The organism is Acinetobacter sp. 231_lipA, assembly GCF_058243005.1.
In genome coordinates this window covers 689,207-706,547 of the sequence record NZ_JBZAYU010000001.1, presented here as the reverse complement: position 1 = coordinate 706,547, position 17,341 = coordinate 689,207, and the positions used below count along the sequence as shown (strand labels likewise).

Sequence of the window (17,341 nt, the reverse complement as noted above, 5' to 3'; positions counted from 1 at the left end):
AAAAATATTTCAACTGAGTAAAGGTGTATTCTAGGATAGGTCTTTACTTACATCATCTGGAAAAGGAACAGCTTGAATGATTTTTTCGGTAATTTTTCCAGTATTTTTCCTGCTCTTCCTCGGTTTTGCATCTGTCAAAATCCAGTTGCTCGCTAAAGAGCAAATGACTGCAATCAGTGCTTTTGTCATCAAAATTGCGTTACCTGCTTTATTGTTGCACGCCTTAGCTTCAAAAGATTTGCATGAAATTTGGTATCCCTCTTATTTTTATGTTTATGCAGCTGTGACCTTTGGCTTATTTATTACGGCTTTTATTTTAGGTCAAAAGCTATTTAAGAATCACTTTACCCATGCTGCAGTTTTTTCACTGGGTGCATCCATGTCCAATACGGGGTTATTGGGAGCAGCAATTTTGACGCTGCTGATGGGAAGTGAAGCGATGATTTATATTTCATTGGTGGTGATCATTGAAAGTGTATTTCTTGTACCGCTGATGCTCACTCTGGCAGAAATAGGGCGACAAAGACAAGCCAATTTAGCCTCCATTTTAAAAACTACATTTCTTACGCTACTTAAAAATCCACTGTTCTTGTCGGTGATGCTTGGTATGAGTTGTGCGATTTTCGAACTTCAAATTCCACATTTAATCGACCAAGTGTTTGCGATGTTAGGCCAGACCGCTGCACCTTTAGCGCTCTTTATTATTGGTGGGGGAATGGTCGGGCTAACCATTCAATCGTTTAACCTGCAAACGGTTTATCTGGTGGTATCTAAAAATATTTGTATGCCACTCTTGGTTTATTTAGGGCTGACCTATTTGACTGCATTGGACCCAAAGATGATTTATGCAGGGACCTTGATTGCAGCTTTACCGATGCCCTCTCTATTTGGAATTTTTGGGCAAGTGTATGGCTTAAATGAAAAAGCACTCACCCCATTGATGATCAGCACGCTATTGAGTTTTGTGGTGGTCAGTGTCTTGATTGGTCTTTGGTGGTGAAAAAATACTCTCAATTGAGAGTATTTTTTTGAAGAAGAGATTTATTTTTTGACCGCAGCTGTTGCAGCAGGGGCTTTGGCTTGATCGGCAATCATTTTATCAACCATCGCCAAAGACTCTTTGGCCTGTGGCACATTTTCCTTGGCTAAAGCGGTAAAAATTTTCTTCGCTTCAGGCAAGTTCTGCGGAATGATATTGCCATTAGCAAACATATTGCCTACGGCCATCAGTGCAGGAATATAGCCTTTTTTGGCTAAGCCTTGAATGCTGTTGAGGCCTTTTTGAATGGGTGCTTCTTGTTTGTTTTTAAAGCCTGTGCTGATGTCGTACAAGGCTTGTGCATGAATGGCTTGATAGTTGCCTTTTTTCACCAAAGGCTCAAGTTTCTTAAGGGCTAACTTTTCAGACTCTGGTTTATTTTCAGAAAATAACAGCACGGCATATTCAACGGTTGCATCATCAAAGCCTAGTTTAGATGCGGCTTCAAAGTGTTGTTTGGCTTTGTTGATGTCTTGAGGCAAGCCTAAAGTACCTGTGACATAGTTTTTCGCAAGCACATAATGCGCAACAGGGTAGCCTTTGTTTGCAGCATCTTGATAGAGCTGAATGGCTTTCTTCTCATTCTTCGCTGTGCCTTGGCCAGTCTGAGTCAAATAAGCCAAGTTATACATGGCTTGTGGGTTGCCAGACTTTGCCAGTTTTTCTAAAGCTTGATATGCCCCTGTCATATTGTTGGCTTTAACCATTTCCTCAATCTTGGCAAATTCGGGGTTGGTGGTATCTTGAGTGGTAGCTGCAAGTGCAAGCTGGCTAGTGAGTGCAATTAAGCTTGCAAGTACGATTTTCTTCATGTTTTATAAACCTTTTTCTTACACATAAGTCCATCTATGTGTGTATTTGTTTTGAGTCATTTCACATCATAAGTTGAATTGTGTGAATGTAAATATCTGAATTGTGTCTTGGTCTTACAAATTTCCGTTGATTGTATTGATCGGTATATATTTTTCCAATACAAACCGCGTGCTGTGCAGTGGAAAATCTGAAACGTGTTATTGGTAGTTGTAGCTGATGGCTTCGGGTTTTATTAGGATTCTGGCTTAGATTCTGTTTAAATAGCGCTGAAAATGAGTAGTGAGTTCAGCATGTTTATTAAGTCAATTAAGAGAAATTATTTAAAAGTTTTGGCCGATGAGTCGATTCCAGACGGCGAGAAAATTGATGCCTTATTGATGAAATTGGGTGGTGAGTTTTTAGTGAGCAAAGATGACCGCGTGTATATCTTTGAAAAAGACGGTGTGACCGCAAAATTTGATGCTAAACATGCACGAGATTTTTCATTTAAAGACTATCTCTGCAAAGACATGAATAAGCTGTTTCATGATTTTTGATGTTTAATATTCATTGAAGATGAGTGAACTATTAAATAAGGCTCTAAAAAGGTTTACGTCCTTGGATGAGCCTTTAGCCCAAGTACTGATGCTTGCTTTAGACTTCTAAAGCAATATTTTATATGTTCTGTTTATAGCCACAGACCGAAAATGAAGGCTTTAGTCCACTGTAAAGGCGCTTGCAGTGGATAGGCAAAAGATAATATAAAATAATAATTTATATATGAAGAGCCTATACGCTTTTCTAGCAAAAGCGTTTGACTATCTGCTCATCATTCAAGTTATATCCTATAAAAAAGATGCTGTATTTCATAAGATGAATCGAGACGTCTCTAAAATGATAAAAATATTCTCAATCTTATTCATATGCTTAATTAGTTCAATGGCAGTTTTAGCGGGGCAGCCAAATCTTGTGCCTCATCAAATCAACTTGAAAAATGGGAAGCGCTTTTCTCTCAATCTGCCAGAAAATTACGTCATCATTCCTGCGGCTGAGGGCTTAAAACGTGTTCGTTTTTTTAGCAAAGCACCTGACGGTAGAATGTTTGTAACGGACATGCATGATTTAACCGACAATAAAAAAGGCATCGTTTATATTTTGGATGAATGGAATGCTGAAACAGGAAAATTCGGCAAAATTATTCCTTATATGACAGGTCTGAAAAATCCAAATTCAGTCCAGTTTTATACCGATTCTTCAGGGCAAGATTGGTTATATTTGGCTGAAACGCATCAGCTCACCCGACGAAAATTCACCCAAGATGAGATTAAACCCACGGACAAAACCGAAGTTTTAGCGACTTTTCCTGATTATGGTTTAAGTTATAAATATGGTGGCTGGCATCTAACACGAACCATTGCAGTAGGTGGGAACGGTAAAATTTATGTTTCAGTCGGCTCAAGTTGTAATGCTTGTACCGAGAAAGAGAAAGTTAGAGCGACAGTTTTAGAAATGAACCCCGATGGTTCTGAACAAAAGATTTATGCCACAGGCTTACGCAATGCAGTCGGTTTGAAATGGGTGGGTAAATTTTTATTTGCTACCAATCAAGGTGCGGACCATTTGGGTAAACATAAACCTGATGAAACTTTTTATGCACTCAAGCGTGATGCAGATTATGGTTGGCCATCTTGTTATTCGTCGAATGGTAAAATTTTAGCAGATCCAAAATTTAAACGTCCAACTGGATGTAAAAATGTACCGTCTCCGTACGCCTATTTTCCTGCGCATTCGTCTGCACTAGGCTTTGACTACTTTGATGATCCAGATACGGATGACACCATTAAAAATTCTTTTTTAGTGGCTCTGCATGGTTCTACGGATGCCACAATTGGTCATGGTTATAAAATTGTGATTATGCGTAAAAGGAAAAAACTTGAAACCTTTATGGATGGTTTTTTAGTGGGGAATAAGGTGAATGGTCGACCTGCGGATATTTACCGTATAGATGCAAATTCCTTTTATTTTTCAGATGATAAGGCTGGTGTGGTTTATTATGTGAGGAAGAAAGGGCCTTCATCATTCTAAGTTAAAAAAAGCCTCCAAAACCAAGAATAAGTTTTGGAGGCTCATTTATTATAACAGCATAAAATTTAAAGACTTAAGCAGGTCTTGCCACATCACCATTTAAGCGTTCTGGTAAGTCTAAAACTGTCACATCCAGTTCGCTCAAAGACTCAGGACGTGCCACCACCAACGCTACATAACCGCCATCAATCGCAGCGCTATTCACCACTTGAATACCTTTATTCAACTGTTCAGCTTGCGCAGGCGCACTGCCTGTACCCTGAATTAAATGCAACCATGCTTTGGGTTTGGCTTTAAACCATAAACGCGCAATCACTTCCTGACCCAAGTAACAGCCTTTGTCATAGTGCACGCCTTCACGTTGGTGTAAACGAAGCTCTTGGGGTTGAAACACATGCTCAATGGCTTGGTCGATAAACGCTTCACCATGGGTAATGGCTTGCACTTGCCATGCAGCAATATCGGTAGGCTCAGCAGAAAAGGTGGTGCGGTCTTGCGTGAAGGTTGGAAAAACTGAACCCATAGGTTCAAGTTTCATTTTAGAGAAAGCACCAAACTTTTTAATGTGTTTAGCAAACTCTTCCGACTGGTCTTGTGTGGTGACAATTTCAAAATGCTCAGGGTTACGTTTTGTTAGCCATAAACCAAAGTGGATACGGCCTTTCAAGTCACAAATGGCGGTGTATTGCGTTGTATTTTCAGCTAAAGCTTCAACGTTGACCGTCACTTGGCCTTGTAAAAATTTGAGTGCATCTACACCAATTAAAGTGAAAGAGGAGAAAGCTAGATCGCTCATGAATTGCTCGCCTATCTTAAAATCTAATACTAAAGAATTAGGGCTATTTTCCGCTATTTTTCAGAAAAAATCATATTTAGAGTAAATATTTAAAAGTTAATGTAACCAAATATTTCAAAAACCCCTGTTTTTATATCTAAGTTAATGAAATATAAACGGTTTGGGAAATGGGTTTTCGACAGTGTAGTATGCCTAGCAGACAAAGATGAATTGTCTAGTAAAGAAAGACAGTGAAGAAAAATGAAACACCAAAGGCAGGAACGCTATGAACAATAATCACCGCAAACCACTGCAAGGCACCCAGCTAGAATACTTTGATGTGCGAGAAGCCGTTGAACAGATTCAGCCAGGCGCTTATGCAAAACTTCCATACACTTCAAAAGTATTGGCTGAACAGTTAGTGCGTCGTTGTGATCCTGCCATTTTGGAGCAGTCACTGAAAGAACTGATTTTCTCAAAACAAGATCACGATTTCCCTTGGTATCCAGCTCGCGTCGTCTGTCATGACATCCTTGGACAAACAGCATTGGTAGACCTTGCGGGTTTACGTGATGCGATTGCAGACCAAGGTGGCGACCCATCGAAAGTGAATCCTGTGGTGCCAACACAGTTGATTGTCGATCACTCTCTTGCTGTGGAATACGGTGGTTTTGACCCAGACGCCTTTGAGAAAAACCGTGCCATTGAAGACCGTCGTAACGAAGACCGTTTCCACTTCATCGAATGGACCAAGACCGCTTTTGAAAATGTCGATGTGATTCCAGCGGGTAACGGCATCATGCACCAAATCAACTTGGAGAAAATGTCTCCTGTGGTGCAAAGTCGTGAAGGCGTGGCATTCCCAGATACTTGTGTCGGTACAGACTCACATACGCCACATACCGATGCACTCGGTGTCATTTCGATTGGTGTCGGTGGTTTAGAAGCTGAAAATGTAATGTTAGGCCGTGCGTCTTGGATGCGTCTTCCAGACATTATCGGTGTTGAATTTGTTGGACAACGTCAAGCGGGTATTACTGCAACCGATATCGTTTTAGCATTGACTGAGTTTTTGCGTAAAGAACGTGTCGTTGGTGCATATTTAGAGTTCTTTGGTGAAGGTGCAGACAGCATGTCAGTGGGGGATCGTGCCACGATTTCCAATATGACACCTGAATATGGCGCAACTGCGGCAATGTTCTATATCGACCAAAACACCATTGACTACTTAACCCTGACAGGTCGTGAAGCTGAGCAAGTTGCACTGGTTGAAAACTATGCCAAAGAAATTGGTCTTTGGGCATCGGATATGAAACAAGCAGAATATCCACGTGTACTTCGCTTCGATCTTTCAACAGTAACACGTAATATTGCAGGCCCATCAAACCCACATGCCCGTGTTTCTACTGCGGATTTAAAAGAAAAAGGCATAGCAGGTGTGGTTGAAAACCGTACCGATGGTCTAATGCCTGATGGTGCTGTGATTATTGCTGCCATTACTTCATGTACCAATACATCAAACCCACGTAACACAGTTGCAGCAGGTTTATTGGCACGTAAAGCCAATGAATTGGGCTTAACCCGTAAACCTTGGGTGAAATCATCATTTGCACCGGGTTCTAAAGCAGCGGCTTTATATCTTGAAGAAGCAGGCGTATTGGACGATTTAGAGAAACTAGGTTTTGGGATCGTGGCGTATGCATGTACGACATGTAACGGTATGTCAGGTGCGTTAGGCCCTAAACTGCAACAAGAAATTATTGATCGTGACTTATATGCAACAGCGGTGCTTTCAGGTAACCGTAACTTCGATGGTCGTATTCATCCTTATGCAAAACAAGCATTCTTGGCATCACCTCCGCTGGTTGTAGCGTATGCGATTGCAGGAACCATTCGTTTTGATATCGAAAAAGATGCATTAGGAAACGACAAAGACGGTCATCCAATTTACCTGAAAGACATTTGGCCATCAGATGAAGAAATTGATGCATTGGTCAAAGAAGCGGTAAAACCTGAACAGTTCCGTAAAGTGTACATTCCAATGTTTGACTTGGGTGTAACGGAAAAAGCGGCAAGTCCTTTATATGACTGGCGTCCACAAAGTACTTATATTCGCCGTCCGCCGTATTGGGAAGGGGCTTTGGCTGCACCTCGTACACTGGCAAATATGCGGCCGCTTGCGATCTTGCCTGACAACATCACTACAGATCATTTGTCACCATCGAATGCAATTATGATGGATTCGGCAGCAGGTGAGTACCTACACAAAATGGGTGTACCTGAGGAAGACTTTAACTCCTATGCAACGCACCGTGGTGACCACTTGACTGCACAACGTGCAACATTTGCTAACCCGAAACTGTTTAATGAAATGGTGGTTCGTGCGGATGGCACCATTAAGCAAGGTTCGAAAGCACGTGTTGAGCCTGAAGGCGAAGTGATGCGTATGTGGGAAGCGATTGAAACTTATATGAATCGTAAGCAACCTCTTATCATTATTGCAGGTAAAGACTATGGTCAGGGTTCTAGCCGTGACTGGGCTGCAAAAGGTGTGCGTCTTGCTGGTGTTGAAGCGATTGTGGCGGAAGGTTTTGAGCGTATTCACCGTACCAATTTAGTCGGTATGGGGGTGTTACCGCTTGAGTTTAAAGCGGGGACTGACCGTAAAACTTTAGGTTTAGATGGTACTGAACTGTATAGCGTGATTGGTAATATTGCGCCGCGTTCGACGTTAACTTTAGTTATTGAACGTGCGACAGAAGATGGTAAGAGTGAAATTGTTGAAGTGCCTGTCACTTGCCGTTTAGACACGGAAGAAGAAGTGTCTGTATATGAAGCGGGTGGTGTATTGCAACGCTTTGCGCAAGATTTCTTGGAAGGGAATGTGGCTTAAAAATTTAAGCCTGAACTAATTGATTTTGTTGTAAAAAGACCCTACATTTATGTGGGGTTTTTAAATTAAATAAGTTATGAAAGTTATATATACAGAAGAGATAAGCACAAATTATAGTGGAATTTTTTTAGCAAAAGATAATTATCGTACTGGGCATAACCAGCCTTGGGATGATTTTGATTATAAAGTAAAGTTTAAGATTTATTATAAAAGTGATAAACAAGATGGCGAACAACTTTTGGGTTTTGTGAGAGTACTTAAATCAGGTAATAAAAATACTTTTGAATATTTTAAGAAGCAGGGTACTAAACTTGATGAAGAAAATTATGATGTTAGTGATCTTCTTGATGAAAGTATGATTAGTTTACCTCTAGAAGTAAATTTTTATAAAAAAATAAGAGTGTTGCTTGATAGTGATGAAGATAAAATTAATGACTTTTTAAGCTCCATTAGAGATGCTAGTTATTTTATTGAGGAGGAAAAAGATTTTTCTAAATTTGGTGGTTACTCTAGTTCATTAATGAGAGAGGGATCAGCTTCTGAAGCAATTATTAAAAAAGGTTACCAACTTTCAATAGGAAGATCACTAGATAATTTAAAATTCAATGTGACTATTGAGCTTGATGAAAATAAATTTGATAACCTTATTTTGGATTTTGATATTGAAAGAGAATATGGCGAAAGAAATATAAATCTATTAATTGGACGAAATGGTTCAGGGAAAACTTATATAATTGATCAATTGATAAGAACTATTTTGGGAATTGAGTCAAAAAAAATTGATTATCCATATTTCAATAAGGTTTTGGTTTCTGCTTTTTCTCCATTTGAAAATTTTTTAACTGCTAATGAGATCGGTGAATTATATAAATTAAAAAATACTAATGGAACCCCAAAAAGAAGTACTAGAAATAAGAGGATTCCTGTAAATAAGTATAATTATATCGGTTTTAGGAATGAATATAATAAATTTGATAAAGATTATCCGAAAAGGAGAAGTGTTGATGCTATTTTGAATATTATTAAATATGATAAGGATAATCTATGGTGGGGGGAGGTGAATAAAAGAGAACTATTAAAGGATACTTTAAAGTTAAGTATAGATTTTGATGATATTTTTATTATCAATAAAAAAAGTGAATATATCTCAATTGATGAATTAGGTGAAGTAGATTCTGGTCAGTTAGATAAAAATAAGGGGCTTTTTTTTAAGAAAAATGATGATTGTTTGGCTTTAAGCTCAGGTCAGGAAATTTACTCTTATTTGATTCCAATATTAATAAGTGAGATCGAAAGTGAGACGCTCTTATTAATAGATGAGCCAGAGCTGTATTTACACCCAGGGCTTGAGTTGGGGTTAATGAAAATGCTAAAGAAATTATTAAAAGCATTTAAATCTTTCGCAGTAATTGCAACACATTCAAGTATTATTACTCGTGAAGTTGATAGAGAAGCTGTTAATATATTAAAGAGAGAAGGGAATTACACAACAATCACCTTACCTAGCATTCAAACATACGGTTCAGATATAGAAAGTATTATTTCTGAGATTTTTGAGGATGATCTGGAAAGCAAGATTTATGAGCATGTTATTGATGATTTAATAGAGGATGATAATGAGTTAAATGTCAATCAAATTAATGAGGAGTTTGGCGATGCAGGTTTGATTTACTTTATTAGTAAAAATCGTAATGAAAAGATAGAGTTTGAAGATTAGTATGGATTTTTTAAATAGTTTTGTTGATAATGGCGATGAATGGTGGATTAGTGCAACTCATCCTGATTCGACAAAAGAAAATAAAGATAAATTAATTGGATTAAAGTCTAATATTTTTGAGAATTATTTGATTTATGAAAGAATAATATCGATTTATATAGAAAACCCTGAAATTCCTAGTTTTGTAAATACTGAAAATAAAGATATCCTATTGGATTATTATAATAATCCTCCTGTAAAGCTTAAAGGTAAATTAGTTAATAGAAGAAATAATAGTCTTAATGTATGTCCATACTGTGGAAAATTTGTGAGACCAAATACACTAGATCATTTTATGCCTAAAGAGGATTTTTCTCATTATTCAATATTTCAGAATAATTTGGTACCACAGTGTAGGAAATGTGCAAGTATAAAAGGTAAAAAATACTTTGATTCCTCTAAAGGATGTTTGTTTATACACCCCTTTTATAGTGATATTTTATCAAAAATAAAGTTTAAGATAAGTTTGTCTTTTGATTCATCTATAAATTTAATTAAGGTCGATGATATCAAACTGGAAGCATCTAATCTGACAACTGTAGAAAAGGTAAGAGTTAAAAACCATTTTGGGATATTAAATGTAAAGTCTAGAATTTCTTCTTATTGTTTGAATGAATTCAAAGAGTTGAGAAGGAAATCAAAAAAGAATAACTTTCCATTAGATGTATTGATTTCGGGTAAAATCTGTATCAATAATATGAATCGTTCGGATTGGTGTACAGCTTTTTACGAGTCATTGAACAATTGTAATGAGGCGAAGAGCTTTCTTAATAGGGTCTGTTGACATTTCAAGTATAGAATTTACCCGATAAAGGTAGCCAAATAAATATACAAGCTAATGCAACTGCCCCCTCATAGCTACACTTTAGCTTATCATATCGTGTTGCTATTCCTCTGAACTGCTTTAACCTACAAAATGCATTCTCAACTAAGTGTCTGATTTTATATAAATACCAATCCATATGATCATTATTTGACTGAGTATTTGATTTTCTTGGAATATTCGCTTTAGTTTTTTTCACAGATATTTGTTCTCTTAATGATTCAGAGTCATATCCTTTGTCTGCACAACATACTTCCGTTTCACTCAAATCAAGTTTTTCAATCATTTTGGGAGCAATCTTGACATCATGTATCGTTCCATCGGAGATAATAATTTCGATTGGATTGCCATCCGCATCAACAGCTAAGTGTATTTTAGAACTATTTCCACCAATGCTTTTAGAAATATCCTGATCTTTTATTCCAGCAGAATGTTGGTGTGCCCGAACATGACTAGCATCAATAAAAACCCATTCCATATCAGCATTTGAAGAAATTAATTTAAATATTTTCATTAACTTATCATTTTTACACCAACGATTATATTTTTTAAAGATTGAGTTATACGAACCAAATTCTTTAGGCAAATCACGCCATGGGCAGCCTGTTCTTATTCTATAAAGTATTGCTTCGACAAAATTTCTCAAATTAGATTTGAAATAGATATCAAAATTTCGGAAAATAGAAAGTAACTTAGACCAGTGTTGATCATTCAGCATTGTACGAGGCATAGCGAGAAGTAAATTTGGTTTGGCGATTAAATTTTACTTTCTCGCTATTTTTTTGAACAGAAAATGTCAACAGGCTCTAGTTTAATGCCTACAGCTCAAGTTGTAAATCGTATATTAGCACCTGACGATATAGAATGCTTTGACTTTGATTAAAATACTATATTGATATGTATTTAATCATTACTAAACAATAATTTGACAGGGAAAAAGTTAATTTTATTCTGTATTTGACTCCAATGGTCACAAAATAGACTCTACAATCTCAAAAGCTTGTCTATACTCTGTTCACCATTTCTAAAACACATGGAGAACAAAAATGGTAACTGCTGGCGAAAAACCTGGAACAGGCTTCTATTTTTGTGTTCAATGCGGACACCGCACTTATTTAGAAATTGGTACAGACCGTTTACCCCCGTGTACCAAATGCCTTGGCCATCAATTTAACAACAAGATTGCCTAAGCGGCACACTGCAAACAGTTATCCACTGTTTTAAATCAAGCCCTGTCATTAGATAGGGCTTTTTATTTGCTGGAAGAAAGGTTTTGGAAGCGGTTAGCACTGATACTATGACTCAAATGTATCTCAGCTTAAACGAATGCACTTATGATTCAACGCTCTAGAGACAACAATATAAGCTACTGACAGCACTTTCATGACTAAATTTTATTTAGCTTAGCTATTTTTGAAATACATCATTTCTTACTTTTATGACGTCATCATTTGTCAAAATGATCAATAGACATCCATCATAAAATGCATATACTAGGGATACCATTTTCTAAACATATGGAGAACAAAAATGGTTACTGCTGGCGAAAAACCTGGAACAGGCTTCTATTTTTGTGTTCAATGCGGACACCGCGTCTACTTAGAAATTGGTACAGATCGTTTACCCCCGTGTACCAAATGCCAAGGCAATCAATTTAACAATAAGAATGCCTAAGCCAAAGATTTAACAGTTACCCACTGTTTTAAAGAAAAGCCCTATCACCCGATAGGGCTTTTTGCTAAGTTATAAAAAAGATAAAAACATCCCAACTTAGGCCACACAGGAAAAGCACATGGAAACCATATTAGGACTTTGTATCGGTATTGGCTTAAGTGCGGCCTGTGGCTTTCGTGTCTTTGTCCCACTTTTGGTCATGAGCCTTGCATCTATTATGGGATGGTTCGAACCCATGCAAGGTTTTGAATGGTTAAGCATGCCATCGGTGTGTATCGCCTTAGCCATTGCAACTGTCTGTGAAATCGCAGCTTATTACATACCTTGGGTCGACAACGCTTTGGACACCATTGCAACGCCAGCCGCGATGGTCGCAGGAACACTCACCACTATGGCAGTCAGTAGCGGGGAAATGTCGCAGTTTGCCAGTTGGGCCGCCGCAATTATTGTCGGTGGCGGAACAGCAGGCGCCGTGCAAATGAGTACCGTTGCTGTCCGAGGAGTTTCAACCGCAACGACAGGTGGGGTTGCCAACCCACTGGTATCTACAGTGGAGTGGGTAGGTGCCGTTTTACTGTCCGTACTGTCACTACTGGTTCCAGTCTTGGTGGTGATTGTGGGTATTATTTTAGCGATTTGGGCCGTGCGTTGGTTTAAACGTAAAAAACAAGAAAGTATCAGCACCCCTTTATAGTCTCGGCAGTTTTCTTATGGCGTTGCTGGATCTCTAAATTTAAAAAATAGAGTGGCTAATTTTTCGGTTATATGGGCATCAATTCCTCTATGTTGATATGACTTAAAGGTCAGTTTCACTTTTAAAATAATGATTGATTTTCATACGGCATCCGTTTAATTTTATAAATACATACTTTTTGTATGGTTTTATTTGTGGTTGAACTTTATAAAAATTATTCGGGGAACTGTAAATGATAAAATTTATTGTAAATGAACAGTCTAGTGAAAAAGGCATCCATCATATTCACAATGCATCCTTAGGCTGTGCAGACTTACCCAGCTCGGAGGATCAAATTCTGATTGGATATTTTGCCAATTATGAGCTGGCTTATAAGCGGGCAAGAATGAACTGGCCCAGAGAAAAAATCGAAGGTTGTGACAAGTGTTGTTTCAAGTAATCAAAAACAAAAAAGCTCTGCAAATTATGCAGAGCTTTTCATTGTTGGATATGGATGCTCTATTTTTAAGCATTACAACATTAATGAATTTCAACTCGGGTCGTGACCTTAATTTTTCGACATTCTCGGTCAGCTTCGACTAAAGCGCGGATTTTAAAGTCAGAAAATCGAACCATTCTGTTTTGCATAGCAAACTGTTCAGGTGTTTTAATTTCTAAGCACTGAAAAGGACGCAGATTTTTTAGGATGTGCTTCTGTTTATCCGTCATGTTCTGTGTCGATAAGTACACATAGCCTTTGGTGGTTTTTAACAATACTTCATGTGGCTGTGCTTCAGTTGAGCTGGTGACTTTGACGATATGTGTTTTTAACATTTTGCATGCACTGAGGGAAAGCGCAAGACACAGCATCAATAGGGTAGTTTTGGTTTTCATGATGAAGCGTATTTGAATGGTCTTTCTTCACTTTAGCCGAAAGTTTTCAACGGCAGCAATCAAAATATGACACTGATACGGTCATCTGTTTTTAATTGCAGAGCATTCTACAAATAGGCTTCTGATAAATGCTAATCTGTAGCACAGATGCCAAAAATGAAGCATTCATTAGCGCGCTCTTTTACCTACTTTATTTAAAAAATTAACAAAACTATGAAAAAACAGTTCATTCAAACTTCTCTAATGTTCGCTGCAATGTTGGGTATATCCGCCAATCTGTGTGCGGAAAACTTAAGTGCTGAGAACATTCAGCGTCAAAAAGCCACCAGCCAATACAAAGCTTACCTTCCCGCAAAATATACGGTGTTTGAGGTCGTGCAAGGGGACTTAAACAAAGATGGTTTAAAAGATGTGGTTTTAATCGTCAAAGGTACAGATCCGAAACAATGGGTCACCGATGAATACCGCGGAAAACTAGATCGCAACCGCCGTGGTGTGATCGTGCTGTTGAATACAAAAGGGCGCTACCAAAAAGTCGTTCAGAACCTGTCACTGTTTTCTTCAGAAAATGAAGATGGCGGTGTGTACTTTGCGCCTGAGTTGATGCCCTCTATCGAAAAAGGCCTGTTAAAACTACATTATGCCCATGGTCGTTATGGATATTGGGCCTATCAGTTCCGTTTAGAGGGGCGTGATATGCGTCTGATTGGCTATGACAGCTCCGATAATTTCGGCCCTTATGTGAACAGCGAAACCAGTGTCAATTTTCTCACCGCAAAGAAGCTAGTCAGAGAAAATCTCAACAAAGACCTTGATAGCGACCCTAAATTTAAAGAAACATGGAGCAAAGTGAATGTTGCTCCAATGTATTTGAGCAAAATTCAGGACATCGATGCTCTGAGTTTTGAATAGTGTTGGCTTAGTTTTTGCTAACTTATATTTCAAAATGCACTTTTATGAGTGACGTGAGCCTAGGGCATCAGTCACATGACTGCTTGATCATGTATAGGGGAAAGCGATGGAAAGTAAAGAACTGGCTTTGAGTGTTGAAGAGAAACCTAAGCTGAGTACAGCTGCTCATTTGATGGCAGGCTGGCCTTTGTTTTTAGTGATGATTGGTGGTGCAATCGGTGGAGCCTTAGCTGTGGTTGCGTATGTGATTAACCGAAAAATTTATCTGTCTCAGCTCAGCAATATGCAAAAGGTGCTTGCCAATTTACTCTGTGGTATGTCCGCGATCAGTTTGTGGTGGTTTATTGCAACTTGGTTGCAAGGTTATATGGGGACTTAAGCGTTCTGAAATGATGGTGTAAAAAATGATAGAAGTTCATTTTTATGCGATGAAATAGATGATTCAAGTGTCATTATGAATGTTTTTATCAAATCTAGTTGTGTTTAGGGAAATATTTTTCATCATTGCTTGAAATCAGCCAATCTTCGGAAATTCATCCCGCACCAATTTGCTTAATATAGCGTTTAAGGGCACAGGAATCGAAAAGAGTAGTTTGCGACTCGTTATCTATCAGATCAGCGTCGTACTTACCCACAAGGTCTCGATTCGGCTTAGGACGCTATAGATTATCCATTTATAGGCAAAAGTTTAGAACTTACCCAGTTTTAATCGTTGAAGTTATCTCCTGATCCCTAGAAACTAAACGTTAAAAACAACACGATAAAAGACACGTCCATTCAAATATTTTCTTCCATTTTAAGCGTCTATATTGCCCTGAATTTATCCAAATATTTGCTCTAACTGTGCCCAGACAAATTGGCGCTTTGGTTTGCGAAAACGGCTTTAAAAAAATTGCGATTTGATAACATTGGAATGCTTAGAGTTCTGCTATAACCATTAAAAGTCTGATAAAAAATATGGAACAACAATGAAAATATATGTCACCAGCATCATGGTCGATAGCCAAGAAAAAGCCTGTCAGTTTTATACAGAAAAACTCGGTTTTAAAGTCAAACATGATGTACCTGTGGGGGAGTATCGCTGGCTGACCTTGGTTTCACCCGAAAGTCCTGAAGGTATTGAACTGCTACTGGAGCCTGATGCACATCCTGCGGCACAGCCGTTTAAAGCTGCAATTAAAGCAGACCTGATTCCCTATACTTCTTTTCAAGTGGATGACCTCGATGCGGAATATGAGCGACTCAAAAACTTAGGGGTGCGCTTTACCAGTGAACCGATGCGGGCAGGAAAAGTCAAAGTTGCAGTCTTTGATGATACCTGCGGGAATCTCATTCAGTTGATGCAGGTCTGTGCAGGAAGTTGAATTTCTCATCTGTGATGCAGCAAAGAAATAAAATCCTGAGAAAAACGCTTTTATGTGAGAAAAAAATCATAAATACGCTGCATTTGGGAAAATATTTTTTAGATAACCTAAAAGCCAAGATTTTTTTCCAAAAATAGCTAAAAAGACTTTATCTTCGGGAAACAATCCCGCCCTTGGATTGTTAAATTATATCTCAAGGGTGTGACGGGATCGAAAAGAGTAGCATGCTACCAGTGGCGCAAAACGCGTGAGTAGTACTTACCCAAAAGGTCTTGATTCGGCTTAGGACGCTATAAATCAAAAGTTTATAGGCTATAAGATCATCACTTACAAAGTTATGATAGTTGAAGTAAACAACATGTTTTCCCAGACACCCTAAAAAATTTGAACTCGAATAAAATATAAATCAAAAAAATAAATTTTTAGGACTTACGCATTGACGGATTCAAAAAAGTATTAAAATACTTTATAAAGTATCTGTGATCAGACGAATTAAACATGCTTCTACAGCAACTTGTACTCTACCCATTTATATGGGCTTTCTCATGACAGAACCGAACTCTATTAGCTGCACACAACTTGCCGAGACTTATAATATCTCGCATGATAGTGTAAATCGCTTTCTAGAGCGTGAAGACTACACACCTCACGACCTATATCAGGAAGCAATTCAACATATTGATAATAATAAACTTATAGTCAGTATTGATGATACTGTTTTAGATAAACCGTATAGTCAGCATATGGACTTAGTTAGCTATTTTTGGTCAGGCAAACACCACCGATCCGTCAAGGGTATTAATCTCATTACCTTGTATGCGACAGATCAAAATGGTCAAAATATTCCAATTAATTTCCGAATTTATGACAAATCTGAAAGTAAAACCAAGAATGATTACTTTATGGATATGTTAAGTGAAGTACTCAGTTGGGGTGCAAAGATTCAATTCATTACAGGTGATAGTTGGTATTCATCGATTGCAAATCTAAAAACCATAAGAAAACATGGTATTCGATTTATGTTTGGTATCGACTGTAACCGTAAGGTTTCCCCAGAAAAAGGACAATGGTTTCAACTGCGTTTATTGCCGAATTTCCATCAGGGTCAAGTGGTCTGGCTCAAAGATTTTGGCTTTGTACAATTATTTAAGACTCAGTTAAAAGAACAGCAGAGGTTTTATATTGTGCATCAAGATGAAGATGATTTATTGTCCTTTGAGGGTTTTCATGAATTACATTCAAGTCATTGGAAAATAGAACAATATCACCGAGTGATTAAACAGGTTTGTCATATTGAAAAGTTTCAAGTAAGACGATCTAAACTGATTTTGAATCATATTTTTTCAGCCTTGATGGCCTACGTCGAGATACAAAAGAACCAGTTTGAGCGGATCTTTGAAAATGTATATCGTTGGCAGAAGAAATTATTTAGACCAATCATCAAAGACTTCATTGATGACTTTATTCTCGATAAAAATCATCTGCTACCACAGAGAATCTATAAATAATACTGCGTAAGTCCTAATTTTAATATTTCCCGCGAAAATCGAAAAATCCTGCTGTTGTAGTTTCACTTACATTATTTTATTTTAGGCTTTCAATCGAATTAGCCCTGCTAAAAAGCTGGCTTTATATAGGGTGATGGACGCCTAGGATTAAGG

At 37.9% G+C, this 17,341-nt stretch carries 18 protein-coding genes; 14 read left to right on the top strand and 4 right to left on the bottom strand.

The window, feature by feature from the left end; translation table 11 throughout:
- Positions 1-76 precede the first annotated feature (76 nt).
- Positions 77-1,000 carry an AEC family transporter gene (locus AC4CUX_RS03565; RefSeq protein ID WP_234963493.1) on the top strand — a complete coding sequence of 308 codons (924 nt, stop codon included), beginning with the start codon at positions 77-79 and terminating at the stop codon, positions 998-1,000.
- Positions 1,001-1,041: 41 nt separating this feature from the next.
- Here the strand turns inward: AC4CUX_RS03565 and AC4CUX_RS03560 are convergent, their stop codons facing one another.
- Entirely contained in the window at positions 1,042-1,851 is an 810-nt protein-coding gene (locus tag AC4CUX_RS03560; RefSeq protein ID WP_490747424.1) for a tetratricopeptide repeat protein, read from the bottom strand.
- Between the two features lie 291 nt (positions 1,852-2,142).
- Between AC4CUX_RS03560 and AC4CUX_RS03555 the strand changes: the two genes are divergently transcribed.
- Positions 2,143-2,388 (top strand): hypothetical protein, encoded by a 246-nt coding sequence (locus tag AC4CUX_RS03555; protein WP_004695190.1) that lies wholly within the window; start codon positions 2,143-2,145, stop codon positions 2,386-2,388.
- Between the two features lie 337 nt (positions 2,389-2,725).
- Positions 2,726-3,916, top strand: a complete 1,191-nt coding sequence (locus tag AC4CUX_RS03550; RefSeq protein WP_490792193.1) for a PQQ-dependent sugar dehydrogenase — start codon at positions 2,726-2,728, stop codon at positions 3,914-3,916.
- A 73-nt stretch (positions 3,917-3,989) separates the two neighbouring features.
- Here AC4CUX_RS03550 and ygfZ read toward each other — a convergent pair whose 3' ends face one another.
- Positions 3,990-4,712 (bottom strand): CAF17-like 4Fe-4S cluster assembly/insertion protein YgfZ, encoded by a 723-nt coding sequence (ygfZ, locus tag AC4CUX_RS03545; RefSeq protein WP_490747426.1) that lies wholly within the window; start codon positions 4,710-4,712, stop codon positions 3,990-3,992.
- 265 nt (positions 4,713-4,977) lie between these two features.
- On the opposite strand from ygfZ, the gene acnD reads away from it, so the two are divergent.
- The 3 genes from acnD to AC4CUX_RS03530 all read left to right on the top strand — a co-directional run bounded on the left by acnD (position 4,978) and on the right by AC4CUX_RS03530 (position 10,124).
- Positions 4,978-7,584, top strand: a complete 2,607-nt coding sequence (gene acnD, locus AC4CUX_RS03540) for a Fe/S-dependent 2-methylisocitrate dehydratase AcnD (RefSeq protein WP_490792192.1) — start codon at positions 4,978-4,980, stop codon at positions 7,582-7,584.
- A 76-nt stretch (positions 7,585-7,660) separates the two neighbouring features.
- A complete protein-coding gene (locus tag AC4CUX_RS03535) occupies positions 7,661-9,301 on the top strand; it encodes an AAA family ATPase (RefSeq protein ID WP_490792191.1) in 1,641 nt (546 codons plus the stop codon).
- Position 9,302: 1 nt separating this feature from the next.
- Entirely contained in the window at positions 9,303-10,124 is an 822-nt protein-coding gene (locus AC4CUX_RS03530; RefSeq protein WP_490792190.1) for an HNH endonuclease, read from the top strand.
- A gap of 4 nt (positions 10,125-10,128) precedes the next feature.
- Here AC4CUX_RS03530 and AC4CUX_RS03525 read toward each other — a convergent pair whose 3' ends face one another.
- Complete coding sequence (locus tag AC4CUX_RS03525) at positions 10,129-10,893, bottom strand: IS5 family transposase (protein WP_078426309.1); 765 nt, start codon at positions 10,891-10,893, stop codon at positions 10,129-10,131.
- A gap of 316 nt (positions 10,894-11,209) precedes the next feature.
- Here AC4CUX_RS03525 and AC4CUX_RS03520 point away from each other — a divergent pair, with 316 nt between their 5' ends.
- The 4 genes from AC4CUX_RS03520 (at position 11,210) to AC4CUX_RS03505 (ending at position 12,970) form a co-directional block, all read left to right on the top strand.
- Entirely contained in the window at positions 11,210-11,353 is a 144-nt protein-coding gene (locus tag AC4CUX_RS03520; protein WP_332476704.1) for a zinc ribbon-containing protein, read from the top strand.
- Positions 11,354-11,693: 340 nt separating this feature from the next.
- The gene (locus AC4CUX_RS03515) at positions 11,694-11,837 is read left to right on the top strand and encodes a zinc ribbon-containing protein (protein WP_004695201.1); all 144 of its coding nucleotides are present in this window, start codon (positions 11,694-11,696) and stop codon (positions 11,835-11,837) included.
- Between the two features lie 118 nt (positions 11,838-11,955).
- Positions 11,956-12,531: a DUF4126 domain-containing protein gene (locus AC4CUX_RS03510; RefSeq protein ID WP_279739207.1), complete on the top strand. Its 576-nt coding sequence runs from the start codon at positions 11,956-11,958 to the stop codon at positions 12,529-12,531.
- A 232-nt stretch (positions 12,532-12,763) separates the two neighbouring features.
- Positions 12,764-12,970: a hypothetical protein gene (locus AC4CUX_RS03505; RefSeq protein WP_490747431.1), complete on the top strand. Its 207-nt coding sequence runs from the start codon at positions 12,764-12,766 to the stop codon at positions 12,968-12,970.
- 80 nt (positions 12,971-13,050) lie between these two features.
- On the opposite strand, the gene AC4CUX_RS03500 is transcribed toward AC4CUX_RS03505, so the two are convergent.
- The gene (locus AC4CUX_RS03500; RefSeq protein WP_490747432.1) at positions 13,051-13,404 is read right to left on the bottom strand and encodes a hypothetical protein; all 354 of its coding nucleotides are present in this window, start codon (positions 13,402-13,404) and stop codon (positions 13,051-13,053) included.
- A 255-nt stretch (positions 13,405-13,659) separates the two neighbouring features.
- Here AC4CUX_RS03500 and AC4CUX_RS03495 point away from each other — a divergent pair, with 255 nt between their 5' ends.
- The 4 genes from AC4CUX_RS03495 (at position 13,660) to AC4CUX_RS03480 (ending at position 17,188) form a co-directional block, all read left to right on the top strand.
- On the top strand, positions 13,660-14,316 hold the full coding sequence (locus AC4CUX_RS03495; protein ID WP_159153342.1) for a hypothetical protein: 657 nt from the start codon (positions 13,660-13,662) through the stop codon (positions 14,314-14,316).
- Between the two features lie 106 nt (positions 14,317-14,422).
- Entirely contained in the window at positions 14,423-14,695 is a 273-nt protein-coding gene (locus tag AC4CUX_RS03490; protein ID WP_159153323.1) for a hypothetical protein, read from the top strand.
- A gap of 589 nt (positions 14,696-15,284) precedes the next feature.
- On the top strand, positions 15,285-15,680 hold the full coding sequence (locus tag AC4CUX_RS03485; RefSeq protein WP_159153324.1) for a VOC family protein: 396 nt from the start codon (positions 15,285-15,287) through the stop codon (positions 15,678-15,680).
- A gap of 479 nt (positions 15,681-16,159) precedes the next feature.
- Complete coding sequence (locus tag AC4CUX_RS03480) at positions 16,160-17,188, top strand: IS701 family transposase (RefSeq protein WP_081316814.1); 1,029 nt, start codon at positions 16,160-16,162, stop codon at positions 17,186-17,188.
- The last annotated feature ends 153 nt before the right edge of the window (positions 17,189-17,341 follow it).